Raw genomic sequence first — 26,704 nt, forward strand, 5'->3', positions numbered from 1 at the left:
GCGATCGCGCGACGGGTTTCGGCGAAGGTAAACAGCCGTGTTCAGCTTCTGTTAGTTTTTGAGCAACTGCTTAATTGTGATAAAGTGAAAGCCTGTGATAACGTTGCGTCACTCAGGGGTCTCAGGGCCGCTAGCTGGGGGTTGGTGTGATTGATCTCGCACTCTGGCTCAATCCTGTCGACGGTGAGAATCCGTCCGGGGAGGATTTGCGCAACGACCCGGCTTTCCACGAGCTGGAGCGCCTGACGGAACAGCAGAAAAAGGTCGAGTTTCAAGGAAGCAAAAACACCGAAGTTGATGTTCCGATCGACTGGCCCGCCGTGCTCGCCAAGGCCGAAGAGCTGCGCCCACATGGCCGGGACCTGCGCCTCCTCGTCGTCGTCACGCGTGCTCTGACCAACGAGTATCGGTTGGCCGGGCTGGCTGAAGGCCTGACCCTCATAGCGCAGACCTTCGATCAGCATTGGGCAACCATGCACCCGGCCCTGCGATCCGGTGCTACGCCCCGCGACGCGGCCCTGCGCCGCATCAATGCGCTGACTGATCTCCAGAACAGCCAGGATGGCCTGCTCAAGGATCTGCGGAAACTGACTTTTTTCGCGCCGCGTGCAATCGGCCCGATCCTCGGCGAGGACCTGGAGAAGGGCGCGCTCGACGAGCGCGTCATGCTTCAGGAGGCGTCCTCGGGACTGAACGCGACCGAAAAAGCGGCTCTGGCGAGCGCGCACAGCCAGTTGGTGAACCGTGTGCGCAGCGCATGCGCCGCACAAATCGACCAGGCCGGCGCGGAGATGACGTCGCTTGTCACCGATGCACGCGCCGCGATCGCGGCCCTGGAGGCGGTGGAGACGGCCCTCAATGCCCGCATCGAGGGCAGCGGCGCCACCGTTCCGGAATTAAAACGATTTCTGCAGCGTTTGCTGACGACCCTCGAACGAAACTCGGCCGCCGGCGCCACCGCGAATGGCGCCGCAAAGCCAGTTTCGGCGCCTGCGGACCCGGCAACGCCTGTTCGAAACGGTCATGGAGCCGATACGATGGCAAGTGTGGCAAGCTACGCGGAGCCCGGCAGCAGCGGCCTGCCCGACCGGATCTCGTCCCGCGACGACGTCGTCAAATGCCTCGACCTCGTCGTCGCCTTCTATGACCGCACCGAACCGTCGAGCCCGATCCCGCATCTGGCGCGGCGCGTGCGGCGAATGGTGCACATGGATTTCGTTGAACTGATGGAAGACCTCGCCCCGTCGGGGCTGAAGGAATTCCGGCTCCTTGCCGGCGTTCCCGATGCCAAGAAGGCGGCCCAGAAGGATGAAAGGTAACAACACATGCCAGCCGAAAGCAAAGCGAAGGTCATCGAACGAAATCGCGCCCCGCGCGTACAGATCGCCTACGACGTTGAAACCTACGGCAGCCCGACGACAATCGAATTGCCGTTCGTCATGGGGGTGATGGCCGATCTTTCCGGCGCCTCGCAGACCAGGGAGGCGATGAAGTCAGTGCTCGACCGCGCCTTCGTCGAGACCGACGCGAACCGCTTCCCCAAGTTCATGGAAGCGCTCGGGCCGCGGGTGAAGGCGCGGGTGAAAAACACGCTGCCGCAAGTCGAAGGCCAGGAGCGCGACGAGGAACTGGCGCTTGACCTCACCTTCACCAAGATGGGCGATTTCGCCCCGGACAAGATCGCGGAGCAGGTTCCGCAACTGGCCGAGATCCTCAAAATGCGTCGTCAGCTCGAGGAACTGCTCGGCTTCATGGATGGTCGGGTCGATGCCGAGAAGCGGATAGCGCAACTTCTCAACAACGAGCCGCTGCTGAGCAAGATCGCTAGCCAGGCGATGTCCGACGACGACAAGGCTGGGGAGTAAGTCATGGCCGAACAGCAAAAAACCGCAGCCGCCACCGCTGAGGCGGAAGCAATAGACCTCGGAGAATTCAGCGGGCTGCTGGAGAAGGATTTCAAGGTCAAGAAAGACGACAGCGAGAAGCTGCAGCAACTCGTGCGCAATCTGGCACTGGCCGCGCAATCCCGTTCCGACACCACCACCATTTCGTCCAATGCGATCAAGTCGATCAAGTCGCTGATCGCAGGCATCGACAAGATGCTGACGACGCAGGTCAACGAGATCCTGCACGCGCCGGAAGTGCGCGAAATGGAGGGCACGTGGCGTGGCCTCTGGTATCTCATCAACAACACCGAGACGGACGCGAAGCACCTCAAGATCCGGGTGATGAACATTTCCAAGGAGCAGCTGGCCGACACGCTCGAAGACTATGAAGGCCAGATGTGGGACCAGAGCCCGATCTTCAAGAAGGTCTACACGGACGAGTATTCGATGCTGGGCGGCGAGCCGATCGGTTGCCTGGTCGGTGCCTACGAATTCTCGAACCATCCGCGCGACGTCGGCCTGCTGCGCAATATGTCGGGTGTCTGCGCCTCCGCGCATACGCCGTTCATCGCCGCCGCCTCGCCGCGCCTGTTCCGCATGGACAGCTGGCAGGAACTGCCTAATCCACAGGACCTGCAGATGATCGTATCGAACCCTGCCTATGCCTCTTGGCAATCGCTGCGCGAGAGCGAGGACGCGCGCTACATCGGCCTCACCATGCCGCGCGTGCTGGCGCGGCTGCCCTACGGCACCGATACCGTTCCGGTGAAGGGCTTCACCTTCGAGGAGGAGGTGGAGGGCGATCACAACAAATATGTCTGGATGAATGCCGCCTTCCCGATGGGCGTCAACATCAACCGCAGCCATAAGCTCTACGGCTGGGGCACGCAGATCCGCGGCGTCGAGAATGGCGGCACGGTGCTCAACCTGCCGGTGCACAGCTTCCCGACCGACGACGGATCGATCGCGATGAAATGCCCGACGGAGGTCGCCATCGACGACCGGCGCGAGGCGGAGCTCGCCAAGCTTGGCCTGATGCCGATCCTACACCGGAAGAATACCGATCTCGCGGCCTTCATCGGCGCGCATTCGCTACAGGACGACGAGACCCGCGCCGGGCGGCTGGTCGACCCGGATGCCCAGTCGAACGAGCGGCTGAGCGCGAACTTGCCCTACCTGTTCCCGGTTTCGCGTTTCGCGCACTACCTCAAGGCAATCGCGCGCGACAAGATCGGGTCGTTCAAGGAACGCTCTGACATGCAGATCTGGTTGACCGAATGGATCAACCGATATGTGCTGGCCAATCCGGCCTTTGCCGACGACAAGGCGCGCGCCAAGCGCCCCCTTGCAGCCGCAGAGGTCCAGGTGGACAGCGTGGAGGGACGGCCGGGCTATTACAATGCCCGCTTCTATCTGCGTCCGCACTATCAGCTGGAAGGCATCAACGCCTCGCTCCGGCTGGTGTCGGAACTACCGTCCGTGAAGACTTGATTAGCAGCAGCATCATCTTGTTTTGTTTGAAAGCGGTGGAGAAAGACAATGCCCACAACAGTGAAGATCGATGGCTTTTTAAAGGTTCCGGATATCAAAGGCCCAAGCGTTCGAGACGGCCACGAAGATGAAATCGAAGTCCACGGTGTCGATTACAAGATAGTCGCGCCATACGATCCGAATTCGCTCTCGCGTCGCGGTCGTGTGTCCCTCGGCATGATCAAGTTCACCAAGCACTATGACAAGTCGTCGCCTTATTTGAAAAAGGCGCTGTTCGACAACAAGGCGCTGGACGAAGTTGTGTTCTCCGCACGCCGGACAATCGATGGCGAGACCAGCGACTACCTGGTCGTCACCCTGACCGACGCCTCGATCATGGAATACGACATGTCGCAGGCCGAGGACGAGGAAGACCTTATCCAGGAGGAGGTCAGCTTCGCCTACAAGAAGATCAAGTTCGTCTATGACAAGGACGACGAAATCGAAATGGATGTCTATGTCGGCAAGTGAGGCCCGGCGGCCCGGCGCGGACAAGCTACAGATTACCGGCAGTTCGCGAGCGAAACGCGAAGCGGTCCAGCCCTCTCTTTGGGACCGCCTCGTCAATGACCTGCCGGGCGTGACCTCGGAAATAGACGGGCTGCGCCAAGTCTTGCAGGACGAGCTTGGCGCGGACCGGCTGGACATCCTCGTTGCGGGGAGCCCGCGGATCATCGACGCCGACGCCGAGCTCACATCCGATCAGAAGCAGCGTCTGCATCGCCTGATCTTTCAAACCCAACATCGCGCGGAGATCGAAAGCCGCGGCGTGGTCGTATCGGCCCGTGTCCTCAGGGAGGCTGTGCGACGCGACATCGAGGCTTTGTTCAACACCGAGCGTTTCGAGGCCGTTCCGCTTCTTTCCGATCTCGAGAACGAACAGGCCGCTGACAACCCGCCATCGCTGGCCGATTTTCCGGAGGTGCGTCGAAGTGTGGTCAATTACGGCGTGCCTTCGTTTTCGGGCCGTTCGTCCCGCGACTTTGATCGCGAAACCCTGGCACGCGAGATCCGTTCCATCCTCGCCACATTCGAGCCACGTCTCAAGGAAAGCGCGACAAAGGTAACGGTGACCCTTGGTGATAAAAGCGTGGGCCTGAAGATCGAGATAGACGCTGTGCTGATCATGACGCCGACGCCGGAACGGATGCGCCTGCGCACCACGATCAATCTCGACAACGGCTTGGCGCGGACCGAGTTCGGGGAGACCTGAGATGGATCGGGTCTTCGTAGAATATTATGAGGAGGAACTGACCCACATCCGTGCACTGGCGGCGGAATTTGCCGACATGCATCCGGCTGTGGCGCGCAATCTTTCGCTCGACACGGTCCCGTGTCCGGATCCATATGTCGAGCGGCTGCTTGACGGCGTTGCTTTTCTCGCTGCGCGCACCCGGCTGAAGGTCGATGCCGAGCGCTCGCGGTTTTCGCGCAGCGTGCTCGATGTCCTCTATCCCGATCTGGTCACGCCGGCGCCGGCAACGGCGATGGCGGTTTTGAGGCCCGGCCAGCAGGTCCAGTCGATGATTGCAGGCCATGTCGTCAAGCGGGACACGCGGTTGGTGTCCAGCCTGCAACCCGGCCTGTCGACCCGCTGTACATTCACCACCGCCCAGGAAATGACGCTCTGGCCGATAGCGATCACTTCGGTCGGCTATTTTCAGGATCGCAGCGCGTTGGCGGCGGCCGGCATAAGGCCGATCGGCGGTGTGGGCAGCGAGGCGGCGTTTCGCATCGCGCTGGCTCGGACCGGAAAGGGCAAGCTCAACGAACTGGCGCTCGACCGGCTTGATCTCTATTTTGCCGGGCGCACCAAAGCGCCACTTTTGTTTGACGCGATCTTCGGCGCCTGCTCGGCTGTTGGTGCACGCGCCGAAGGCAAGACCAACCCTCTATCGGCCCTGCCGGGACCCGAAATGGTCGGCATCAGCGACGATGAGGCCTTGATGCCTCGTACCCGTCCGACATTCGAAGGGTACCGTCTGCTGCGCGAGTATTTCATGATGCCCGAGCGCTTCCACTATGTACGGGTTTCAGGGCTGCAACCCGTCGTGCGCAGGTGTGAGGCCGGGATCGAGATCATCTTCATGTTTCGGCGTCCGGTGCCAGAGCTTGCCGACGTGACGGCGGCCGATTTCGAGCTCTTCGCAACCCCGATCATCAATCTGTTCGAGCGTGAGTGCAACGTCATCGAGCTCGACCCCCGCAGGACGCGGCAGGTGCTGCACGCCGACCGCACCCGGGCGCGGGATTTCGAAATCTACCGGGTCACCCGCGTCGAGGATGCCGATACTGAGGGCAACGAAGCCGAAATTCCCGAACTCTTCAGCCTGGGGCAAAACCGCGGCAGTGGCTGGGTCTATTCAACCGAACGGCGCCCTCGCCGGGCCACCGAGGATGAACGGCGCGACGGACTGACCCGCACTTCATACACCGGAGATGATGTCTTCCTGGCGATTTCACGTCCGGTCGGAAGCCCTGCGAACCGGCCGCTGAAGCGTCTCGACGTCATGGCGCTTTGCACCAATCGCGATCTGCCGATACTCGACGACAACCCGACCTTGACGCTGGAGACAGGCGATCCGGTCGAAGCGGTCAGGCTTCTCGGCGCGCTGCGCCCGCCGCAGCCGGCTATCCCCGCAGCGCTGCCGTCGGGCGCCGAGCACGAGTCCCGCGCCGACAATCTCGCCTGGCGACTGGTGGCGCAACTCGCGCTCAACTTTCTCAGCCTTGCCAAGGAAGGTCGCGGAGTCGATCCGCTGCATGCGCTGCTCGATCTTTACGCCGACCGGGGAGATCCGAGCCTCGCCCGCAATGTGCACTCGATCGTTCGCATCGACTCGCGCTCGGTCATCGAACGGCTGCAGATCGACGGGCCGATGTGCTTCGGACGAGGCACGGAAGTGACGCTGCATGTGGACCAGTCGGTACTGGCGGGGCAAAGCACATTGCTGCTTTCGGCCCTGCTTGCACGGCTGTTTGCCCGTCACGCCGGAATAAACGGCTTTGTGCGGACCCGCACGCGGCTGCTGCAGAAGCAGGAGGATGTGCCATGGCCGATGACGCCCGGCAATCGCTACCTGATCTAGACACGTTCGACCTGGACCGAGCCGAAGGGCTTTCTGAAACGTTCGACTTCTTCGAACTGTTGCGTCGGCTCGAACGGAGGGGCGGGCTGTTCGGCTATTCCGGCCAGCCGGATCGCGAACCTGCAAGGCTCGGGCAGCATGTGCGTCTCAGCTTTTCCGCAAGGGACGTGGTTGAGTTCCGCGAAGCGAAAGACAAGACGCCGGGGACGGACAGGACCCCGGCCCGCGTCACGGTTGCAAATCTCGGATTGATGGGACCGGAAGGCCCCTTGCCGCTGCATCTGACGCGCTGGGTGCTCGATCGTCTGTCGCAGCGCTGGTTCACCGGCGCCGATGCGCAGCAGATCAGCGACACGACCTTCGTGGACTTCGTCAACATTCTTCAGCACCGCATGATTGCGCTATACTATAGGGCCTGGGCGGATGCGCACCCTGCGGTACAGGTGGAACGCGCGGTTGGCGGCCGCGTCCGCGCCATGCTTGAAGCCATGGCGGGGATCGGACTTCCCGGCACCCGCAATCCCGATCTCGACACGGTGAAGCTTCGCCAGGCCGCTTCGCTCGCCAGCCAGGTCGACGGCCCGGAGCGGCTGACGCTGTTCCTGGCGGAAGCGTTCAAGGTGCCGGTCCAGATCAAGGAGTTCGTCGCCGCTTGGATAACCATACCGGCCATGCTTCAGACTGGCCTTGGCAAAGCCTACGCTGCGCTCGGTCGCGGAGCGACGATCGGCCCGCGCGTCTTCAACCGCCAAAGCCGGATCGAACTCCGCGTCGGACCGGTAGGATATGAGGACTTCAAGGCCTTCCTGCCGGGTGGTCAGCGCCTGAAACTGTTCAAGCAGGCCGTTCGCGACATGGTCGGGGAAGCGCTCGACGTCGATCTGCGGATCGTGCTCGCGCGCGAGGCTGTGCCGCCGCCCCGTATTGGAACGGTACAGCTTGGCCGAACCGCCTGGCTTGCACGGCCAGCTGAAAGGGGCGATGCTGACGATATGCGGCTGCGGACAATTGTCGGCTGGCGGCCGGAAATGGCGGGGGTCGCGGCATGAGTCTGCTGCTGACGCTGGAACAAGGGCCACGCAGCCAGGCGGAACGGCAGACCCGGCTGGACGAGGGTGAGCTGGTGATCGGCCGCAGCGCGGACGCGGGCTGGCAGATCGACGATCCCGACATGTTCGTTTCACGTGCCCACTGCAAGATCACTGGCGGGCGAGATGGATATTTCGTCACCGACACGTCGAGCAGCGGGTTGTTCATAAACGACTCCGACAGCCCGCTTGGTGCCGGCAATTCGGCGCGTCTGCAAAACGGCATGCGGCTGCGTCTGGGCGATTACATCATATACGTCGACCTGCAGACGGCCGCCCAAGCGTCCGCCGCCAGCCAATCGGTTCCGGAACGCTCCCCGCCTGCATCCCGAGCACCGATAAGCATCGGCCGCGATGACTTCTTTTCAGCCACGGTCGAAGAAGAGCCGCGACGACCACGTCCCGCCGATCTGCCGAACCCGTTCGAGCAGCCAGTTCCAGGAGCGTTCGAGCGCGCCAACCAGCGCAGTTCGCCTGCCTTCGACGATCCATTCAGCCTCGACCCGGTATCAACGCCCGCGCCAAAAGGCGCTGCCTATCCCGAACCACGGGGTGCGCCAAGCCTCGCGGACCCATTCAGCCTAGACCCAGTGCCTTCCCGCAACGGTGCAACCGAGTCCGTGCCGCGAAAGTCATCTGAATTCGATGACGATTTCGGTTTCGGGCCGGCCGCATCCCCCGGTCTTGGGAAGGGCGCCGGTTCGTCCGGTCAGCGCGAACGTGTCGCTGAAAGACCGCAATCCGCCAACCCCTGGGACCTGCCTGCGCAACCGGCAGAGGCGCCTCCTCCACCGAGAACGGGCGCTGCTCCCAAACCTGCCCGGCCGCCGGGGGCGCAGGATGACATGGCACTTCGCACGGCGTTCCTGCGTGGCATGGGCATCGAGGAAGCCGATTTTCCAGGGCGCGATACCGCCGCGGAAATGGAGAAGTTCGGTCGCGAATATCGGCTGATGATGGAAGGCCTGATGCAGCTTCTGCGCAAGCGAGCCGAGGAAAAGGGAAGTGCTCGCGTCGCCCAGACGATGGTCGGAGCCTCCGAGGTCAATCCGCTCAAGTTTCTGCCGACGGTCGACGACGCCATCGTGACCATTATCGCCGAGCGCAGCCCCGGATTTCTCGCCGGCGAAGCCGCAATCGCCGACGCGGTCCGCGATCTCGCGCAACATCACGTGCGCGCCTGGCGCGGCGTGCAGGCCGCCTTGCGGCAAATGATTGACCGTTTTGATCCTGCAGCGATCGAGGAAGAGCTGAAATCGAATTCCGCGATCGGCACCCTGCTTTCGGGCGGGCGCGGCGCCAGATTGTGGGAGCTCTACCAGAAACGCCATCGTGAAATCGCCGAGAGCGCGGAGAAGAGTTTCCTTGGTGAAATTGGCGCGGATTTTCGGGACGCATATGAGGAGGAGTGAGACATGATCGATCGACGCGAATTCGTCATTGCCCTGGGCGCGACGGGGCTGCTTACGGCTTGCCAGAGCGGTCCGCCAAAGCCATCGGCCATCACGGTCAACCTGACCGGCGCGGCCGGCATGAACCCGGGACCAGGTGGCGGCGATCGGCCAGTGACGGTCCTGGTGATGCGGCTGCGCAGCACCGGTAAATTCAATTCGGCCGATTATTTCGCGCTGCAGGGGGATGCCGGCTCGGCGCTGGCAGGCGATCTCATCGGATCCGACCAGATGTCAGTCGCGCCGGGAAAGACCGCGACCAAAATCATTACCGTCGAGCCGGACGCAACTGCGCTGGGTTTCGTTGCACTGATACGCGAGCCTGGCGGCAGGAACTGGCGAACAACCAAGTCGGTCTCGCCGGGATCACAATTTACCGTCAACGTAACGCTTGGCGCCGGCGGCATTTCCGCCTAGCGGCCAGGGCAAGGGGTGCTCAATGCAGAGAGTGGCGGCATGAGCGATGCAAACAGGGTGCTGTGGTCCGAAGGTCTGTTTTTGCGGACCCAGCATTTCCAGCAGCAGGACCGTTTTTTCGAGGCGACTGTGCGCGGCGCGTTGCAGGCCGGGCAGCTCCATACATTCGGCTTTCAGCAGCTGACGCTGGACCAGGCATTGCTCGATGCCGGCCAGGTCTCGATCCTGTCGGCCCGTGGCATCTTCCCGGACGGGACGCCCTTTTCCATTCCAGACATGATGGACGCGCCGCGACCGCTGCCGGTCACGGCGGATACAGGCGCCGGCTCAGTGCTGGTCGCCCTGCCGCTCGAGCCTCCCGGCGGCATCGGCTTCGATCCGGCACACACGGCGTCCACCGGCGCACGCTATCATGGGCGGATTGTTGCGGTGCGGGACGCCGTGCAAGGAGGTTCAGACCCCGAAGAGATCGAAATCGCCCGTCCTCAGGCGCTGCTGCTTGCCCCCGGGAAATCGGTTGGCGGTTACACCGCCCTGCCCATAGCCGATATCAAGGGCATTCGAGCCGACGGCGGGGTGTCACTGGACGAGACGTTCCTGCCGCCGACACTGGTTACCGGCGCGGTTGCCTGGTATCGGCAATTGCTCCAGGAAGTCGTCACAGGCCTCGACCAGATCGCAGAGGCGCATGGCAAGATGGTCATGGGCGGGCCAGGCCGCAGCGTCGAAGACCTGTTGATGCTCAATCTTGCCAATGCGGCGCGGCCGCGACTGGCCCACATGCTGGCGCAGGATGTTTTCCATCCGGCCGAGCTTTATCTTGAGCTTGCCGGTCTTGCCGGTTCGATGGCGACCTATGGCTCCAGCGCGCGGCGGTTGGGCGAGTTGCCGGCTTACGATCACATGGCGCCTGGCCCCGCATATTCGGCGCTGGCGGACGCCTTGCGCTCGCTCATTCTGAGCCTGCGCTACATCGAGCCGAAATCACGCGCCCTGCCCGTCATGCGGCATTCGACCAATGTCTGGAAAATCCGCATCGACAACCCGAAGCTTTTGGTGGCCAGCCGGATCGTCATCCGGGTCGGGTCCGAGCTGTCGGAGGACGCGCTGCGCAAGATATTCGTCAATCAGGCGACTGTCGGCGCAGCCGATCAGTTCGAGGGCCTGTGGAAATCCCGCCTGCCCGGCATCCCGCTGAAACCACTGCATTCGCAACCCCGTGAAATCCCGTACGACGGCGATCGGCTGTGCCTTGAGCTGGACCAGAAAAGCGAGCACTGGGCCTCGCTGCTCGATGCCCCAGGCTTCGTCATCGGCGTTTCGGGCGTATTGCCGAGCGAGCCGCAGGTGGACTGCTATTCGGTGAACAGGTGAGATCATGAGCCGGGATGATCCTTTCGGACTGTCGGAGGATCGTGAACGCACTCGCATACGGCTGACCGGCGCGCCGATGCCGCGCCCGATGGCGCCGCTCTTGCCAGGCGCGCCGATAAAACGGTCCCGCGCTCACCCGAACGCACTTGTCAACGCATTCGCACCCTTGCTCGAGTTCGCGCCCGAACTTGAAAGCGCGCTGCCGCCGGAGAATCCGGAAGCGCTGCGCACCCGGTTGCTCGACGAACTGGTTCGGGCACGCGATACCGCAATGGCGTCGGGGTCCTCGCTGGAGCGGGCCGATCAGGCGGCCTGGGTGGTGGCGGCGCTGCTCGACGATCTTGCCTTGAACACACCATGGGGTGGTGCAAGCGCATGGCCGCGTCAGCCGCTTGTGGTCATGCTCCGCGGCGATGTCGATGCCGGCACGCAGTTCTTCACCCGTCTCGACGAACTGGAGCGCCACCCGAACCGGGATCGCGAATTGCTTGAACTGCAATATCATTGCCTGGCGCTCGGCTTCCGCGGCAAGTATCGCGTGCCCGGCCGGTCGGGCGACCGCTCGCTCAATGCCGTTCGCGTGGCTGCGGCACGCTTCCTGCGCGATACCGACGCCGAAGCCGCGCCGCTGTCGCCGAACTGGAAAGGCGTGATCGCATCCGACGAGCCGCAGCGCTTCATCGTTCCGATCTGGGTGATGGCGCTCGGTGCGGCGGTTATCGCCACCGCCATCCATATCGGGCTCTCGATGGGGCTGAGCAGCCAGGCGGTCGAGCTTTCCGCGCTTGTCCGCGCGCTGCCGCCTCCCACGCCGGGGGATATCAGCCGCACATCGCCAAAGGTCGACGCACCGCCGCCAGAGGCCGTGGATTTTGCGCTGTTGCCGGAATTTCGGGCCGGAGCGCCGGCCAATCTCAGGTCGGCCCTCAAAGGCACCGAGAGCGTTTCGCTGGCGAAGCTGGTCGTTCAGGCCTCCAACCCCGAACTGTTCCAGTCGTCGCGGGCACAACTGACAGAAGGTTTCGAGCCCCTGATCGGTTCTATCGCCAAGGTGATCCTCGCCAATCAAGAACTGATCGGAAACATCACAGTGGTCGGCCACACCGACAGCGTTCCGCTGCAAAGCTCCAACCCGCTCTCCACCAACCAGCGGCTGTCCGAAGCGCGCGCGGCGACGATTGCCAATATGCTGATTCAGAACGGAGTGCCGCAGGACCGCGTTCGTTCCGAAGGCCGCGCAGCCACCGATCCCGTAGCCAAAAACAGCACGCGCCAAGGCCGGGCCCTCAACCGCCGTGTCGAGGTGCTGGTCGAAAAGAGGCTGTGAGATGTTTATCCTGCGCTTCCTCTGGGCGGTTCTGACATCGCGTTGGCTCTGGACGCTGATCGGCATCACGCTGCTTTCCCTGGTTATCTGGGTGTTCGGTCCGATCGTCAGGGTTGGTGCCTACGAACCCTTCGCGTCGGAAAATGTGCGCATCGTCATTATTGCGCTGCTGGTCATCTTCTGGCTGATCTGGCTGATCGTCGCCCAGCGCCGGGCGATCCGTGCCAACCGCATGTTCGTCGCCGAGATCGCCGCGCCAGCGGTGGAAAAGCCGCTCAGCCCCGGCGAGGAGAACGTCGCCGCCGTCGGTGCCAAGTTCGCCGAAGTGATGGCCGAACTGAAGCGCCGCAAGCTGGGCGGGCGCAAGTTTCTGCGCGAGATGCCCTGGTACGTGATCGTTGGGCCGCCGGCCACTGGCAAGACCACGGCCCTGCGGCAGTCCGGGCTAACCTTTCCGATCGACCTGACCGACGACCTGCAGGGAGTTGGCGGCACACGTAACTGCGACTGGTTCTTTTCGGAGAACGCGGTTCTGATCGACACGGCCGGCCGCTATGTTCAGCAGGAGAGCCAGCCCGACGTCGATGCGGCGGAATGGCTGGGTTTCCTCGACCTTTTGAAGAAGCACCGGGGTCGCCGGGCGCTGAACGGCGTGATCGTCGCGCTATCGATCGACGTGCTTTCGGAGGGCGACGAAGCCATCAAGGCACATGGTCGCAAGATCCGCCGTCGGCTGGCAGAGCTCAACGACCGGCTCGAAATCCGCCTTCCTGTCTATCTGATGCTGACCAAGGCCGACCTGATCAAGGGTTTCGAGGCTTTCTTCGGCGGCCTGTCGACGGCCTCGCGCGAACAGGTGTGGGGGACGACCTTCGCGCTGGACGCGCGTGTCGACGCAAAGATCATAGAGCGGGAAATCGCCACCCTGTCGACGGAACTCGAGCGGCGGCTGGTGCCGCGCCTGGAAGACGAGGACAAACTCGCCGCCCGCGCCGAGATCTTCAGGTTTCCGGCCCAGCTCGCAAGTCTGTCCGAACCAATCCAGGTGCTGATCGAGGCAATGTTCGGCGAAAGCCGGTACGAAGAAGCCGCCTGGCTGCGCGGCCTCTATCTGACGTCAGCGACCCAGGAAGGGGCGCCCATCGACCGGCTGGCCGCGGCGCTGTCGTCTTCCTTCGGTCTTCCGCCGCGGCGGGCCATGCCGGCGCAGCGCATCGAAAAACGCAGCTTTTTCCTAAAGAATCTGCTGACCGAGGTCATCTTCAGGGAAGCCGGCCTCGGAACGTTCGATCCGCTGGCGCAGCGTCGCCGCGCCTGGATCTGGCGTGGCGCCGCCGCCGCATGTGCCGCCGCGGCCCTGTTGGCCGGCTCAGTGTTCACCTGGTCCTACTATGACAACCGCAATGCGATAACGGCGCAGGCAAGCCAGTTCGAGGCGCTGCAGACGCCGCTGACCACGGCTGCGGCAAACCCGGCGTCGGTGGAGCAGCCGGCCATCGATGGCGCGCTCAATGCGATGGCCGAGGTCGCAAATGCCCGAACGGCACCGCCGAGCAGTGCCCAGGATTTGCTGGGACCATCGGCCTCGGCCGAACTGCTGCGGGCGCAGGCCGACACTTACGACCACGCTCTGCGTAATGTTCTCGAGCCGCACATGGTCGCTCTGCTCGAGGCAACCATGTGGCGGCAGATCCGCGATCCGGATTTCATGCTGGGCGCGCTGAAGACCTATCGCATGATGACGGGCCTGTCGCAGATGGATTCCGATTTCGTCCAGAACTGGTGGGTGAACGACTTGCCCGAGTTCGCACCGGCGGCGCCCTTCCCGACCGCTGACGCAGAAGAGCACCAGCTTGCCGCGATCCGCCGCATGGCGGTCGACGACAGCTACATCGCGCCGGATCAGGCGCTGGTCGCCGAGGCGCTGAAAACAGTCTGCACGATTTCGTTGCCGGCGCGTGCCTACAGGCAGTTGCTGGCCGACCCGGCAGTGGCCGGGCTGAAGGAATGGATCCCCGCGAATTTCGCCGGCCCCAACGGCGCCAAGGTTTTTGCGCGGCGTTCCGACAAGACGCTTCGCGTCGGCATTTCGGGAGCATTCACCTATTCCGGCTTCCACGACGCCATTCTCGACCGGGTCGAGGATGTCGCAGCCCAGGCGGCGCTGGATCGGGCGGTCTTCGCCGGTGGCTGCTCGGAGAATTCCGAAACCTCTGTCTCGGCGCTGTCCGAGGACATTCTGAAGCTCTATTACGAAGACTACATCGCGCAATGGGACAGTTTCCTGCGCGATATGAGGCTCGCGCCATTGACCGACCTGAATGTCGCCAGCGAGAATCTCAAGGACCTTTCAAGCGCCGATTCCGCGCTGAAACGCCTGCTTACGGCAGTCATTCAGGAGACCGAGCTTACCCGATCCGATGAAGCGCCAGCCGACAACAAGGCAGCAGCCAAGACCGGCTCGAAACTGCTCGGCAAACTCGGCAAGCTTGGCAAGATCGTGAAGACCGGGGCGAAGCTCTTGCCGCGCGCGGGCTCCGCCGACCAGGTCGATATGACCGGCAATCTGGTGGCCGAACATTTCAAGCCGCTCAAGGGCGCAATCGCCGAGGTTGACGGCCAGCCGCCGGCACTTGATGCAGCGGTGGTGGCTCTGACCGCCCTGTCCAACGTGCTGCAGACGGTCACGGCCAATCCCGACCCCCAGGACGCCATCAAGAAGCAGGGCGGCCTCGCCGAGCTGACAGGAGCGGTTGCCAGGCAAGCGCAGATACTGCCGGATCCAGTCGACGACTGGCTCGGCGGCATCGCCGGCGACACCAGCGACCTGACGCAGAAGGCCGTGACCAACGAGCTCAACGCCATCTGGCGCGCCGACATCCTGCCCTTCTGCCAGGCCGCGCTCAACAACCGCTACCCGTTCAGCCCCGAGAGCGCGGTCGACGTCAACGTGCGCGACTTCCAGCGCCTGTTCGGGCCGGCCGGCCTGATCGACGCCTTCATCAACGACCATCTGATCAACTATGTCGACACCGCCAGCGAGCCCTGGAAATGGCGCGCCGATTTCGGCCTCGACCCCGTGGCGCTGGCGGCGTTTGAACAGGCAAGGCACATCCGCGACGACCTGTTTCCCGGCGGCACCGGCCCGGTGATGAACTTCACGCTTGAGCCCAAGGATCTGTCTCCGAACGTCACGCGTGTGACGCTCAATCTCGATGGCCAGAACCTCGCCTACTTCAACAACGCGACGCGCCCGCAGCCGATGACCTGGCCCGGCAAGGATGGAACCGGCGTCATCTCGCTCGCCTTCCAGCCGATCGACGGCTCTCCCGAAATCATGCTCAACGAGACCGGCAGCTGGGCATGGCTGAGGATGCTGCGCGGCGGCCGTTTCACCGGCACCTCGCTGTCTGACGTCTACAGCCTGCGATTGGGGACGCAAGGCATGTACGCCGATTTCGAGCTTAAGGCGTCGAGCGTCGAAAATCCCTACAATCTTGAAATGTTCAAGAAGTTCTCATGTCCACCCCAGATATGATCCTGCCCGGCTTTTACGGCAAAATGCCTGCCACCGGCGATTTCGTCACGCGGCGGCTGCCGGGGGACTTTGTCCGGAGTTGGGACCGCTGGCTGGCACAGCACATCGTCCCGCTGATGAGCCGAGAGGGGTGGCCCGGCAGCACCGCGTTGCGCTTCCTGGCCGGCCCGACTTCCTTCGGCGCATCGGTAGGCATCATCTTGCAGAGCGCCGACCGGGTAGGCAGGCAGTTTCCACTGAGTGTCGTCGCCCAGCTCTCCGAAGCTCCCTTCCAACTGGCCCATGCGGAAGCATGGTTTGCCGGAATCGAAGAGGCGGCCATCGCAGCACAACATGGCGAGCTGACGCCCGATGAACTGGATACCGCCTTGGCGGCACTGCCGGTGCCGCCCGTAGAGCCGGGCAGTGAGATCATTACCGACCTGGTGATGTGGACTGCGCATTCCGACATTTTCGATATCGATCCGCAATCGCCTGAAGAGACGCTGGAGCAGATCTTGGCCGCCAGCTGGGAGACCAGCTGATGCAGATCTGGAACCAGATGGGATATCCGCACCAATTCACCACGGCGACCGATGTCGCGGGACACGACTGGCTGGTCGTTGTGGTGAAGGGGACTTTCGACTTCCCGAACAAACCCAGCGGACTGGTGCAGAAATCGATCGAGCAGGTTCCGCTGGTGATGGCTGACACCCATACTGGCATGCCCGGCTATTCGGCCACGCTGTGGGAAACCGACTTCGCCTTCCGCAAGCCGCGCTGCGACGTTGTTGCCAATGGCTGTGCTTACGCACCAAACGGCAGACCAGTTGAGCGTGTGCCGGTCGGCATCAAGGTGGGCAATTGGTCAAAACTGTTCGAGGTGGTGGGTATGCGCGAATGGCGCGCCATTGGACCAGTTTTTACGTCGACCTCGCCGCAGCCGTTCATCAAGATGCCGATCGCCTATGACGTTGCATGGGGAGGCGTCGACAGACTGGACCCGGAAGACAAGCTTCCCGCCAGCTACAAGCACAACCCGGTCGGCACAGGCTGGTCGCGGGCCAAGAACCAACGCCTCATTCCCGGCTTGCGGCTACCGAATACGCAAGCTGTCGGCGAAGACATCCGCTCACCCTTCGGCGACTACAAGCCGATGAGTTTTGGGCCGATGGGTCGCGGCTGGCCGGGCAGGATTGAGTACGGCGGCACCTATGACGACAACTGGACCAAAAACATCTTTCCGTTCCTGCCGCCCGATTTTGACGAACGCTATTTCCAGATGGCGCCGCCCGACCAGCAGATCGATCTGCCGAGAGGCGGCGAAGAGGTGCAACTGGTGAATTTGACGCCCGAGGGGCGAGTTAGTTTCAGGTTGCCGTTGACTGCATTGCCGATGACCCTGTTCAGAGGCCGCGAAAAAGCTTTTGAAGGAGAAATTCTGCCGGACACGGTTTTGTTCGATCCGGAGAACCGACGTTTTTCCCTCGTCTGGCGTGCATCGCAGCGAATCCACCGCACGATCCTCGACTTCAGCGAGTGCTGGGTCGGCCCGCCGACCGAATCCATGGTGAGGGCTCGCGTAACTGGCCGCGTCTATATCCGTGCAGCGGCGGCAACCGGAACCGCAAAAGAGGAAGAAAACGCGTGACGGCCACGATCGATATCGTCTCGATCGGGATGGTGACTGCGGTCGGCCTCGACGCGCCTTCGGCCTGCGCTGCGATGCGAGCACGTCTGGACGGCTTTCAGGAAACGCGGTTCGTGACCTCCAACCACGAGCGTCTGGTTGGTGCCCCCGTTCCGTTGCCGCGTAACTGGATAGGCGAAAAGCGCTTGGCTCACCTCGCCGCCGGCGCCATCTGCGAAGCCTTCGACGCTGTTCCGCGAGCGCGCGGCCAGACCGCACTCATCCTTTGCCTGGCCGAGGAAGGCCGACCTGGCCGACCGGTCCGAGACGGTGCGGGTCTGCTCCGTCGCATCGCCGACATCGTGGACGTCGAGCCGCATGCGCGTTCCCGGATCATCGCGCATGGCCGTCCATCAGGACACGTCGCGCTCGACCAGGCTCGTCGGCTGATTGCTTCCGGCGAAGCACCCTATGTGATGATCGCCGGCGTCGACAGCTATCTCACCAGCCGCACTGTCGACCACTACCTCGCGGCAAAGCGCTTGCTCACCCCCGACAATCCCAACGGCTTCATCCCCGGCGAGGCGGCGGCGGCGTTCATCTGCGCTCCCTCCGGCGGCGGCCGGTTGCGGCTCTTTGGCGTCGGTCTCGCTCGCGAGCCGGCGTTCATCTACAATCCGGGCGATCTTGCGCTGCGTGGCGACGGCATGACCTCCGCCTACCGTGCGGCGCTCGAGGAAACCGGTGTGCCGATGAACCGTCTCGGCTACCGCATCGCCGATTTGATCGGCGAGCAGTACTGGTTCAAGCAGTCAGCGCTCGCAACGCTTCGGCTTATGCGCGACCGAGCCGACTTCCTTGACCTCTGGAGCCCCGCCGAGTCGCTAGGCAATATCGGCGCCGCCGCGGTACCGCTCATGATCGGCATGGCGTTCACCGCCGCCGCCAAGGGCTACGCAGCCGGCAATCCGGTTCTCGTCGAGGCCTCAAATGACGTCGGCGAATGCGGCGCCGCCGTCCTTGCTGCAGGGGTGGCCGCATGACGGTCTTCGCCAACGGCCTCGAGATCGCTTGCAAGAAGCAGGGCAACAAGATCATCGCCTCGTTCCCTAACGTCTGCCTCACCCCGCCCGAGAACCCCGCGACTCCTCCCGGCGTTCCCGTCCCCTACCCGTCCTTCGGCGTCGATTCCGACACTGACAAGGGCACGGGATCGGTCAAGATCGGCAACGAGACCATCAGCCAGAAGAACTTGCATTACTACAGCAAGACCTCCGGTACCGAGGCAGGCTGCGCCGCCAAGAAAGGCGTGGTCACCTCGAAGAACACCGGGAAAGCCTACGCTCTGGCTTGGTCCGGCAACGTCAAGGCCGACGGAGAGCCCGTGAGCCGCTTCACTGACCTCGCAACCACCAACCATGCCGGAGGAGCCGTTGGAAACGATCCGCCCAACGTCCACGTCGGCGAAGGTGGCGGCGGCGATGGGGATGGCGGCGGGCCTCCACAGACGGAATGCCCGTGTTGCCACGTAAGCCCCGCCCACCCGCACCAGCTCGACGCTGAAGGGAATCTCCTTCCGACGGTCCCGGAAGCCGAGTACTATGAGCGACGCTACCAGAACGGCCGGGGAAATTTCGCCGCGGATGTCGCCGCTTCCGAAGCCCAGATTCCTCGACTGGAAGAGCAATTCATTAGGGCTCCTGCAGCGGCGGAGGCAGCGATTGGGAACAACCTGCAGCTGGAGACGAACCGCCTGCAGCAGAGGAGAGAGGCGCTGGCTGATTTCGACGGAAGATACCAAAATCTAAGGGACGCGAGGAACGCGCCCAACCCTTGCCCGAACCTGCACAATCCGCCCGACCAGGACTGCGGCGTTCATTTTGACCGAACCGGAGCGCCGCCGATGCCGGAGCCTGCCGACTTGGGGTATACTGAGGAGTTCGGCCAGGAATTCAAGCGCGAGTGGGACCGCACACACGGTACCAACGTAGCAACCGGGGTCGGCGGCCACGAAAACAGAAACAACCATATGACGCCGCTTAGTGCCGGTGGTTGTCCCACCGGCACCGGCAACATAATCCCGCACCAGGCCTTGTCCGAACCATGTCAAGAGCTCGATAACTTCCAGGGTGAACTCCAGGGGTTCGGCTGATGGTCGCTAGGCGAGAACTCGAATTCAAAGGCCCATTTCTTCGGTTGGGGAACACGTTCTTTGACCGCCAGCGCATCACTTTTGAAATCACGGATGCAAGGCAACTCGACGACCTCGATTATTCCACTGCCTCACGAATATTTCTAAAGCACAGATTAGAAGAAGACCTCGGCATTTTTGGAATTGTTCCCGAATACCTGAAGAGGAATATTAATGGAATTATCTGGCACAACCTGATCTTGCTTTACTCATTTTCCATGCCACACAATGAAATTGTGAGATTGTACCGGTTCTTTGAGGAGGAAGTAACCGTCCACAAGAATCAATACATCGCATATTACATGTTCAAGCTGCTTACGGAGTCTCAGATTTATGATTGTGTCAGGATGGGGGTAGACGCATTTTCTGTCCTCGCGCCGGACATCAATCATCGCGAAATCGCATGCATCTACTCAATGATTTTGGAGGATGACGTCGGCTACGACAAACGTCTTTCAAAAATCATACAAGCACAAGCCAAGCTCGACAAAACGAGCTTCGTCAACTTCATTCGTGATACAGCCGTCCAGAAGCTTAGTGAATTCCCAAGGCATGAACATTCTGCATTTCACAATGGTCGACCAGTTGACATACTCGATGTCTTCGGGAAACTATTGAATGCTCTGGCAAAACCGAGCTTTTACGAGAAGATATACTTCGAGAAGGTTCTGATCGAAGCCTTTGCAGGCGTTGATCTTTCCGATTTCTACGATAAACTCAACCTCCAACCCCAACGCGCCGCCATGCGACTCGAGCAGGCGGCGGACGAAATCACCTTCGATCACTTCCAACCCGGCAAACGCTACTTCTTCGGTCGCCAGCTCCCCGGTTGAGGGGTGGCCAGATAGGCCCGAACCTTTGTCAGATCGAGGTCTCGTACCCGGACCTCCGTCTTGGTCGCCACCATGCGAAGCACGAAGAGTTCGCCCGCCTCGGGATACTCCTCGTAGAGCGACCTCGCGATCTCGCGGCCCGCGTCGCCTGCAACCCTCAGCCCATCGAGATGCGCCTCCAGTCGCGCTATTAACCGAGCCAGGCGCTCCTCGTCCATGTCCGGGTTCTTGCCCGGGTGCAGCAAATGGTGGTCGTAAATCGTCCAGAGGAACGCGGCCATCTCGGCGTGCTGGCGCACAATCTCTCGGACCACCGGCGCCGGCATTAGTTCAGGTTCACCGAGCCGCCGCGAATGCGGTTGGCAGCGCTGGCGTGGCTGGTAACGTAGCTGCCACGGATGGTGATGTGGCCGTCCTTCTCCATGATGATCGTCGCCTTGCCGCAACGCAACTCGATGCGCTCGTCGCCAGTGATCGTGACGCTTTCGCCGTCGCGCACGATATGCGGAGACGGCGTCTTGCGTGAAGGCTCCACGATCCGACCCACAATGAGAGGTCGTCCGGGATCTCCTTCCTGAAACAATAGTGCAACCTCCGCGCCGATCATTGCTGAAGTGAGTTCCGTCAAACTTCGCGCCGGGATGGCGGTCGTTTTCGGGTTGCCGGGGAACACCACCAAAGGCGCATGCTCGCCAAAACCGAGAAAAATGCCGATAACGACACCCTCAATACGTTCAATCGTCTCCGCCATCGTCGCCTCTTGTTAGTTCTGCTTGATCTCTGAGCCCTTCATTATGATGTCGCTCGATGCCTTGATGTTGATCTTGCTAGAAGCCTTTACGGAAATATCCTTGCCTTCGATCGAAATCGAGCCGTCTTTTTTTAATACAACTACCGCGGAGCCGCATTTCAGAGTGATCGAATCGGCCGCCTCGATCGTCAGGTTCTTGCCTGATTTCATGCCGGCGTCATCGCCGATGTCGACCGAACTCGTCTTGGCAATCTTGAGCACTCGCGCGCCATCGACGTTGGTCGTGTCTTCTTGCGCGATCGACGTGTTGCGGCTCTTGCCGACTACCAAACTCTGCCCACCGCCAATCTGGACGGTCTGATCTTCGGCAATGGCGACCGACTGGCTTGCGCCGACGCTCCAGCTATCGGAGGTGCCGATGTCATGGCTCTGCGCGAGACCAACACTGACCGATCGCGTGGCACCAATGGTGTTCATCTGAGCCGCCCCGACAGTTCGGGTCTCCACGGCACCCACTGAATCGATACGTGCCGCACCGACGGTGATCGTCTGGATGAGCGCCACGGTCTGCGTGTGGTTGGCGCCGATCGTCTCGGTGGAGTTCGACCCAATGTTGATCGTCTCATCGACACCCACCGTCAGCGACCGGTTCTTGCCCACCGTCTCGGTGTCGTTGCTGCCGATGTTCGTGGTCTGGTCGACGCCGACCTTGACCGTCTTGTTGTTGCCGACGTCCTCGTCGAGGTTATGGCCGACGGAGTGCTTGGCGTCGTGGTCGATGCGGTCCGACTGGTCGTGCTGGACCAGCTTGGTGCGGTCGTTCTTGATCAGAAGGTTGTGGTCTTTCTGCGCCTGGAAGTTGACCAGTTCGGAGCCGGCCTTGTCCTCGAACATCAGCTCGTTGTAGCCGCCACCGCCCTTGGAGGAGTCCGACTTCCAGCCGGATTGCGTGGCGCTGCCCGGCAGCCCGTAGGGCGGCATTTGCGAGGCGTTGTAGACCCTGCCGGTGATGATCGGCAGATCCGGGTCGCCTTCAATGAAATCAATGATGACCTCCTGGCCGATGCGCGGTATCTGGATAAACCCCCAGCCGCTGCCGGCCCAGGTCTGCGAGACCCGCACGAAACAGGAGCTGTTCTGGTCCTTCTTGCCCAGACGGTCCCAGTGGAACTGGACCTTCACCCGGGCATACTTGTCGGTGAAGATCTCCTCTCCGGATGGGCCGACCACCGTCGCCGTCTGGGGGCCGCGCATGATCGGCCGGGGCGTGATCCGCGGCGGACGATAGGGCAAGGCAGTCGGTGCGACACCCAGGATCACCTTGAAGTTCTCGCTGCCGACATCGGCAAGGGCTCTGTAGCCTGGATCGAACAGCCGGTATTCGGCGCTGACCACCAGATACTCCTGATTCTGATCCTCGCGTGGAAAACCGTCCAGCTTGAACGTGCAGCCGGAATACAGCCCACGCACGGTTCCGACCGCAGCGATGCGCTGGTGCACGGCCTGGAGTTCCTCGCGCCGGATCGCCGCCAGGCTATCGCCGCGGCCAACGTCGAGATGTGCGCCGGGCTGGCGGTAGTTCTCGCCCGCCGCCAATTTGTGACCGAACGGCTGGGCCGATTTGGCCATCAGGTCGGCGCCCGGCTTTTCGAAGTCATAGTCGGTATGGACATAGGCGCCCGGCCGCACCGAACTGCCCGGAATCCACTCCGTTATATACTCGACATCGCGCCGCGAGCCCTGCCCTTCAAAGTGATAAGGCACTTTCTCATAGCCCGGCGCAGGCTTCAGCTTGTTCATTGCATCGGCGAGCACAAGCGTGTGCTTGCCCTCGTCATGCTCGAAAAAATACAGAATGCCTTCGTGCTCGAGCAGCCGCTGCACGAAATCGAGATCGGTCTCGTCATACTGCACGCAGTATTCGCGCGGCGGATAAGACCCCTGCAGGCGTTTCTCGAATTTTGCCGTGCTGTATTTCGAGAAAATCTCCTCGACGATTTCGACAACGCTCATGTTCTGGAAAATGCGGCAGTCGGTTGTGTTGCCGAGGAACCAGAGCCATGGCCTGATGACCGCTTCGTAATATGCCAGCCTGTCCTCGATCCGGGTGAGTCGAAATTCCGAGATCAGGCCGCTGAACCAGCGTTTCGGATCGGATTCACCTTCGATCGAGACAGCACCGCCCAGCATCTTGAGCGGGTCGATATCGGGGCTGCTGCTGACGAACCCGACAGTGTAGGCCAGACAACGACTGATCTCATCGCGCCCGATAAGATGGGTGAAGGTCAACAACTCGGCGCCAACCGGTGTCTGCACAACCGTAGCACGTTCGTTCGGCATGGGTCGTGCCCCTCCTGGACGCGGCCGCTAGTGTGGCGGATTTGAAGTTCCTGCTATGTGATCAGCATCACCTTCAGGAACGCCACACTAGGCCATGTTGAGCCTACCACAGGTTTTCCTGCCGACCAAAAAAAGAACGAGCGGCAGCTGGACCCTGCCTTATCGATTTCACCGGCTTGAAACGCTGCTGTCCTGTTATACTTGCAAGCTGCTAGAATGGTGGCGTATCGATCGGCGATCGACGGCGATTTTGGATGTTCATCAGGCTGCAGATCAACAATGTCGACGCCCTGCCCGCTGGCATCCCCACCGGCTATGCAGCCCGTGATCGCGGCTTCGAAATCGGACGCGAGGCTTGTGACTGGACCTTGTCCGACCCTGACAAATTCGTCTCCGGCCGGCACTGCGAGGTCAGGTACGACGCTGGCGCGTTCTGGCTGCACGATGTCTCGCGCAATGGAACCTTCATCAACGGATCGAGCCAGCGCATGACTGGCCCGCATAGACTCAGTCATGGCGACCGGCTGCTGATCGGCCGCTACGTCATCTCCGTAGCGATTGATGACGAGCGCGCGACGACAGGCCATGCTCAAGGCAATCGCGGTTCGACGCAACGGGAAATGCCGGTTACCACGGGCCGACCGCTGGATTTCAGCAACGAGCCTTTCTTCAGTCCGGCCGAGCAGCAACTCCGGCAGCGGGCGTCAGCGTCGACGTCTTCCTTGCTGCAGCCTATTCCTCCGCCCTCGACGGAGCCAGCACCGCGCGCCCCTGACGCAGACGAGGTGCTGCGGGCAATCGCAATCGGAGCCGGCATTTCACCGGAATTGCTTCAATTGCGTGACAAGCATGAAGTCGCTGCCGAAATCGGCGCGGTGCTGCGGACGGTGGTCGAGGAACTGGCCTTGCTGCTGAAAGCACGGGCGGCTGCGAAAATACTGGCCAAGAGCACACACCGGACGATGATAAGTGCCGCGGATAACAATCCCCTAAAGTTCGTCCCGGGAACCGACGACATCCTTGAGATCATGTTCGCGCGGCGCAGAGCCGGCTATCTCGATGCCAGGCACAGTATCGAAGACGCGTTCCGCGATCTCAAGACGCACGAATTTGCCACCTATGCAGCCATGCAAGCTGCTCTCTCCCGGCTGCTTGACGACTTGTCGCCCGAGGCGATCGGCAAAAAGCTTCCGCCGACCTCGTTCAGTTCGAAGAAAGGCCTGGCCTGGGATGCCTTTGTCGCCAAATGGCGGACCATGGAGGAAGCCCACGAAAACGGCATGCTGGACATATTCCTGGCCTATTTCAGCGAAGCCTATGCCAAGGCCGACAAGCAAAAATAGGCTGGGAAGACTGAATCGGGCGCATGCCCCGGAAATCGGATCGTTTGCTGCGCTGACCTTCGGTTGCGAAACGGATTGGGCGACTTGAAAGTATTGGAGCGTCCTTTGCGAGTCCAAAGGACGCGCGGCGCTGTAGTTGGCGAAGAAAAAATCCTTTCGCAGCACTGCTTTAGGTTCCAATCGACAGCTTCTGAGATTACGATCACATACGACAGTTCGCCAGCGGGTAAGGCTGATTGACCTAGGGGTCTGCGGCAAATGTCATGTTACGGCGGGATAGTGTTTTGTAGCCGACCTTCTTCCAGACACTGCCTTCGTCAGCAGCGCCTGCATTTCCTGCACATGACCAGGAACCGTTTTGCGCTTGTCTGGCGCAAGCGCGGGCATCGCGGCTGGACGGAATATCCGCAATGAGCTCGAAGGACAATCCTTCCGGCCCGGCGGGCAAGACCGTCATTCGCGCAAATCCACGGCGCGAGCAGAAATCGCCGCCGGCTGCACAGGGACCTGTTCTCGGCAGCAGGCAGCCCTCGCCGGTCAAGGATTCAACCATTTTCGATCCGGGTGTCGGCTCACATACGCCCCCGGGCTGGACATCCGGAACTGTGATCTATCAAGGCGCGCTTTCCAACGCCGCGATGGCAACCGGCTCTTCCGCGGCGGCGCCGGCCATGCAGCAGGATGTCCTGCTCAACGCCACGGACAGCGTCAGATATTCCGCGGCAAACCCGATCCTCGCCGCGGCCGCGCCCTTGCTGATGCTGTTCGGCCAGCTCAGGCTGTTGCCCGTCGAAAGACAGGCGGAGCCGTTGGCGGAACATGTCGCCGATGAGATTGAAAAGTTCGACCGCACAATGGAGAAATCAGGCGTTCCTGAAGAGGATGCCCGGATCGCAAAATTCGCCCTTTGCGAAACCGCTGACGATCTGATCGGCAACCTGCCTTGGCCCAAGAAAGACGCCTGGGCGCAGCATAGCTTGCTGCCGCGGTTCTTCCACGTCGAACCCACCGGCACCGGCTTCTTCGAAGCGCTGAACAAGCTGCTGGCCACCCCGGAGGCACATTACGATTTGCTGGAACTGATGCATGCCTGCCTGTCATTGGGGTTCGAAGGCCAGTATCGGGGCCTGGCGCGCGAGGACACCAATCTCGAACGCGTCCGACGCGACGTCTACGACACACTCCGCTACTTCAGGGCTCGCGCCGACGAAGAGGTCTCGCCGCACTGGCAGGGCATGGCTGCGACAATGGCGAAGTCGTCGACCCGGCTGCCGCTCTGGGTCGTTGCGGCTGCTGCATCGGCGCTGTTGACGGCGGCATTCTTCACGTTGAGGGTGTTCATCACCAATGAGGGCGATGCCGTTGCCGGCGAACTGCTGGCCCTCAATCCATCGACGCCGGTCACCATCGAGCGCGCTAGCGTGGCGCCCTTGGCCGAGCCGATGAAAGTCGCCCCGCCTGTCGCCGCCACCCCCACCCAGATCGATCGCATCCGCGCTGCACTGGCCAAGGATATCGCGCGCGGCGGGCTGATCGTCGGCACGCAAGGCAGGTTCATCGTGGTGGAGATCAACAATCTCCTGCTGTTCCAGTCCGGCAGGGCCGAGATAAAGCCGGAATTCGGGCCGATAGCCGCAGACATTGCCGCCGCGCTGGAACCCGAGCCCGGACCGATCAGGATCGTCGGCCATACGGACAATGTGAAGCCGCGAAAATCGAGCGCGTTCAAATCCAACTTCGACCTGTCCGTCGCCCGGGCGCAGGCTGTCGAAGGCATGATGGCGCCGCGGTTCAGCCAGCCTTCGCGGATCACGGTCGAGGGCAAGGGCGAGGACGAGCCGATCGCCGACAATGCGACGCCGGAAGGCCGCGCCCAGAATCGCCGTGTCGACGTGATGATCCCCAAGGAGGAGACATTGTGAGCACGGCCGGCTGGA

22 protein-coding genes are annotated in these 26,704 nt (G+C 62.0%); 19 read left to right on the forward strand and 3 right to left on the reverse strand.

The annotated features are described in order from the left end of the window. Nucleotides 1-146: 146 nt before the first annotated feature. Genes tssA through OHD62_RS10950 form a run of 17 tightly spaced genes read left to right on the forward strand, consistent with a single transcriptional unit; the run spans nucleotide 147 to nucleotide 20,333 of the window. A complete protein-coding gene (gene tssA / locus OHD62_RS10870) occupies nucleotides 147-1,319 on the forward strand; it encodes a type VI secretion system protein TssA (protein ID WP_263782694.1) in 1,173 nt (390 codons plus the stop codon). 6 nt (nucleotides 1,320-1,325) lie between these two features. Then, entirely contained in the window at nucleotides 1,326-1,865 is a 540-nt protein-coding gene (gene tssB, locus OHD62_RS10875) for a type VI secretion system contractile sheath small subunit (RefSeq protein WP_263782695.1), read from the forward strand. 3 nt (nucleotides 1,866-1,868) lie between these two features. Further along, the gene (gene tssC / locus OHD62_RS10880; protein WP_263782696.1) at nucleotides 1,869-3,377 is read left to right on the forward strand and encodes a type VI secretion system contractile sheath large subunit; all 1,509 of its coding nucleotides are present in this window, start codon (nucleotides 1,869-1,871) and stop codon (nucleotides 3,375-3,377) included. A gap of 48 nt (nucleotides 3,378-3,425) precedes the next feature. Continuing rightward, on the forward strand, nucleotides 3,426-3,887 hold the full coding sequence (locus OHD62_RS10885) for an Hcp family type VI secretion system effector (RefSeq protein WP_008875170.1): 462 nt from the start codon (nucleotides 3,426-3,428) through the stop codon (nucleotides 3,885-3,887). Next, nucleotides 3,874-4,629 (forward strand): type VI secretion system baseplate subunit TssE, encoded by a 756-nt coding sequence (gene tssE / locus OHD62_RS10890; RefSeq protein ID WP_263783849.1) that lies wholly within the window; start codon nucleotides 3,874-3,876, stop codon nucleotides 4,627-4,629. The genes OHD62_RS10885 and tssE overlap by 14 nt, the downstream gene beginning before the upstream one ends. A gap of 1 nt (nucleotide 4,630) precedes the next feature. Then, nucleotides 4,631-6,505 (forward strand): type VI secretion system baseplate subunit TssF, encoded by a 1,875-nt coding sequence (tssF, locus tag OHD62_RS10895; protein WP_263782697.1) that lies wholly within the window; start codon nucleotides 4,631-4,633, stop codon nucleotides 6,503-6,505. Continuing rightward, on the forward strand, nucleotides 6,469-7,554 hold the full coding sequence (gene tssG / locus OHD62_RS10900; RefSeq protein ID WP_263782698.1) for a type VI secretion system baseplate subunit TssG: 1,086 nt from the start codon (nucleotides 6,469-6,471) through the stop codon (nucleotides 7,552-7,554). The genes tssF and tssG overlap by 37 nt, the downstream gene beginning before the upstream one ends. After that, complete coding sequence (tagH, locus tag OHD62_RS10905; protein ID WP_263782699.1) at nucleotides 7,551-9,005, forward strand: type VI secretion system-associated FHA domain protein TagH; 1,455 nt, start codon at nucleotides 7,551-7,553, stop codon at nucleotides 9,003-9,005. The genes tssG and tagH (OHD62_RS10905) overlap by 4 nt, the downstream gene beginning before the upstream one ends. 3 nt (nucleotides 9,006-9,008) lie before the next feature. Further along, the gene (gene tssJ / locus OHD62_RS10910) at nucleotides 9,009-9,461 is read left to right on the forward strand and encodes a type VI secretion system lipoprotein TssJ (protein ID WP_263782700.1); all 453 of its coding nucleotides are present in this window, start codon (nucleotides 9,009-9,011) and stop codon (nucleotides 9,459-9,461) included. Between the two features lie 39 nt (nucleotides 9,462-9,500). Next, nucleotides 9,501-10,835, forward strand: a complete 1,335-nt coding sequence (gene tssK, locus OHD62_RS10915; protein WP_263782701.1) for a type VI secretion system baseplate subunit TssK — start codon at nucleotides 9,501-9,503, stop codon at nucleotides 10,833-10,835. Nucleotides 10,836-10,839: 4 nt separating this feature from the next. Then, nucleotides 10,840-12,162, forward strand: coding sequence for a type IVB secretion system protein IcmH/DotU (icmH, locus tag OHD62_RS10920; RefSeq protein WP_263782702.1), 1,323 nt, complete (start codon nucleotides 10,840-10,842; stop codon nucleotides 12,160-12,162). 1 nt (nucleotide 12,163) lies between these two features. After that, nucleotides 12,164-15,700, forward strand: coding sequence for a type VI secretion system membrane subunit TssM (gene tssM / locus OHD62_RS10925; RefSeq protein ID WP_263782703.1), 3,537 nt, complete (start codon nucleotides 12,164-12,166; stop codon nucleotides 15,698-15,700). Next, nucleotides 15,697-16,224: a type VI secretion system-associated protein TagF gene (tagF, locus tag OHD62_RS10930; protein WP_318528606.1), complete on the forward strand. Its 528-nt coding sequence runs from the start codon at nucleotides 15,697-15,699 to the stop codon at nucleotides 16,222-16,224. The genes tssM and tagF overlap by 4 nt, the downstream gene beginning before the upstream one ends. After that, nucleotides 16,224-17,330, forward strand: a complete 1,107-nt coding sequence (locus tag OHD62_RS10935) for a DUF2169 domain-containing protein (RefSeq protein ID WP_263782705.1) — start codon at nucleotides 16,224-16,226, stop codon at nucleotides 17,328-17,330. Before tagF ends, OHD62_RS10935 begins: the two co-directional genes overlap by 1 nt. Beyond that, nucleotides 17,327-18,352, forward strand: coding sequence for a beta-ketoacyl synthase N-terminal-like domain-containing protein (locus OHD62_RS10940; RefSeq protein WP_263782706.1), 1,026 nt, complete (start codon nucleotides 17,327-17,329; stop codon nucleotides 18,350-18,352). The genes OHD62_RS10935 and OHD62_RS10940 overlap by 4 nt, the downstream gene beginning before the upstream one ends. Beyond that, on the forward strand, nucleotides 18,349-19,461 hold the full coding sequence (locus tag OHD62_RS10945) for a DUF4150 domain-containing protein (protein WP_263782707.1): 1,113 nt from the start codon (nucleotides 18,349-18,351) through the stop codon (nucleotides 19,459-19,461). The genes OHD62_RS10940 and OHD62_RS10945 overlap by 4 nt, the downstream gene beginning before the upstream one ends. Further along, complete coding sequence (locus OHD62_RS10950) at nucleotides 19,461-20,333, forward strand: hypothetical protein (RefSeq protein WP_263782708.1); 873 nt, start codon at nucleotides 19,461-19,463, stop codon at nucleotides 20,331-20,333. The genes OHD62_RS10945 and OHD62_RS10950 overlap by 1 nt, the downstream gene beginning before the upstream one ends. Here OHD62_RS10950 and OHD62_RS10955 read toward each other — a convergent pair. Genes OHD62_RS10955 through OHD62_RS10965 form a run of 3 tightly spaced genes read right to left on the reverse strand, consistent with a single transcriptional unit; the run spans nucleotide 20,303 to nucleotide 23,424 of the window. Then, complete coding sequence (locus OHD62_RS10955) at nucleotides 20,303-20,659, reverse strand: hypothetical protein (protein WP_263782709.1); 357 nt, start codon at nucleotides 20,657-20,659, stop codon at nucleotides 20,303-20,305. The genes OHD62_RS10950 and OHD62_RS10955 overlap by 31 nt on opposite strands. After that, nucleotides 20,659-21,084 carry a DUF6484 domain-containing protein gene (locus OHD62_RS10960; RefSeq protein WP_263782710.1) on the reverse strand — a complete coding sequence of 142 codons (426 nt, stop codon included), beginning with the start codon at nucleotides 21,082-21,084 and terminating at the stop codon, nucleotides 20,659-20,661. The genes OHD62_RS10955 and OHD62_RS10960 overlap by 1 nt, the downstream gene beginning before the upstream one ends. Before the next feature lie 12 nt (nucleotides 21,085-21,096). After that, complete coding sequence (locus tag OHD62_RS10965; protein WP_263782711.1) at nucleotides 21,097-23,424, reverse strand: type VI secretion system Vgr family protein; 2,328 nt, start codon at nucleotides 23,422-23,424, stop codon at nucleotides 21,097-21,099. Nucleotides 23,425-23,678: 254 nt separating this feature from the next. Between OHD62_RS10965 and tagH (OHD62_RS10970) the strand changes: the two genes are divergently transcribed. Beyond that, nucleotides 23,679-24,767, forward strand: a complete 1,089-nt coding sequence (tagH, locus tag OHD62_RS10970; RefSeq protein WP_263782712.1) for a type VI secretion system-associated FHA domain protein TagH — start codon at nucleotides 23,679-23,681, stop codon at nucleotides 24,765-24,767. A 410-nt stretch (nucleotides 24,768-25,177) separates the two neighbouring features. Beyond that, a complete protein-coding gene (gene tssL, locus OHD62_RS10975) occupies nucleotides 25,178-26,689 on the forward strand; it encodes a type VI secretion system protein TssL, long form (protein ID WP_263782713.1) in 1,512 nt (503 codons plus the stop codon). Nucleotides 26,690-26,704 lie beyond the last annotated feature (15 nt).

The sequence above is a fragment of the Mesorhizobium sp. YC-39 genome (assembly GCF_025753795.1).
GTDB lineage: Bacteria > Pseudomonadota > Alphaproteobacteria > Rhizobiales > Rhizobiaceae > Mesorhizobium.

Coding starts and splice junctions, on each gene's coding strand:
- OHD62_RS10965 (WP_263782711.1), bottom strand. CDS start 23,424: ATGCCGAACGAACGTGCTACGGTTGTGCAGACACCGGTTGGCGCCGAG.
- OHD62_RS10945 (WP_263782707.1), top strand. CDS start 18,349: ATGACGGTCTTCGCCAACGGCCTCGAGATCGCTTGCAAGAAGCAGGGC.
- tssE (WP_263783849.1), top strand. CDS start 3,874: ATGTCGGCAAGTGAGGCCCGGCGGCCCGGCGCGGACAAGCTACAGATT.
- tagH (WP_263782712.1), top strand. CDS start 23,679: ATGTTCATCAGGCTGCAGATCAACAATGTCGACGCCCTGCCCGCTGGC.
- OHD62_RS10935 (WP_263782705.1), top strand. CDS start 16,224: ATGCAGATCTGGAACCAGATGGGATATCCGCACCAATTCACCACGGCG.
- tssL (WP_263782713.1), top strand. CDS start 25,178: ATGAGCTCGAAGGACAATCCTTCCGGCCCGGCGGGCAAGACCGTCATT.
- OHD62_RS10885 (WP_008875170.1), top strand. CDS start 3,426: ATGCCCACAACAGTGAAGATCGATGGCTTTTTAAAGGTTCCGGATATC.
- tssC (WP_263782696.1), top strand. CDS start 1,869: ATGGCCGAACAGCAAAAAACCGCAGCCGCCACCGCTGAGGCGGAAGCA.
- tssK (WP_263782701.1), top strand. CDS start 9,501: ATGAGCGATGCAAACAGGGTGCTGTGGTCCGAAGGTCTGTTTTTGCGG.
- OHD62_RS10955 (WP_263782709.1), bottom strand. CDS start 20,659: ATGCCGGCGCCGGTGGTCCGAGAGATTGTGCGCCAGCACGCCGAGATG.
- tagH (WP_263782699.1), top strand. CDS start 7,551: ATGAGTCTGCTGCTGACGCTGGAACAAGGGCCACGCAGCCAGGCGGAA.
- OHD62_RS10960 (WP_263782710.1), bottom strand. CDS start 21,084: ATGGCGGAGACGATTGAACGTATTGAGGGTGTCGTTATCGGCATTTTT.
- tssM (WP_263782703.1), top strand. CDS start 12,164: ATGTTTATCCTGCGCTTCCTCTGGGCGGTTCTGACATCGCGTTGGCTC.
- OHD62_RS10950 (WP_263782708.1), top strand. CDS start 19,461: ATGGTCGCTAGGCGAGAACTCGAATTCAAAGGCCCATTTCTTCGGTTG.
- icmH (WP_263782702.1), top strand. CDS start 10,840: ATGAGCCGGGATGATCCTTTCGGACTGTCGGAGGATCGTGAACGCACT.
- tssB (WP_263782695.1), top strand. CDS start 1,326: ATGCCAGCCGAAAGCAAAGCGAAGGTCATCGAACGAAATCGCGCCCCG.
- tssF (WP_263782697.1), top strand. CDS start 4,631: ATGGATCGGGTCTTCGTAGAATATTATGAGGAGGAACTGACCCACATC.
- tssJ (WP_263782700.1), top strand. CDS start 9,009: ATGATCGATCGACGCGAATTCGTCATTGCCCTGGGCGCGACGGGGCTG.
- tagF (WP_318528606.1), top strand. CDS start 15,697: ATGATCCTGCCCGGCTTTTACGGCAAAATGCCTGCCACCGGCGATTTC.
- tssG (WP_263782698.1), top strand. CDS start 6,469: ATGGCCGATGACGCCCGGCAATCGCTACCTGATCTAGACACGTTCGAC.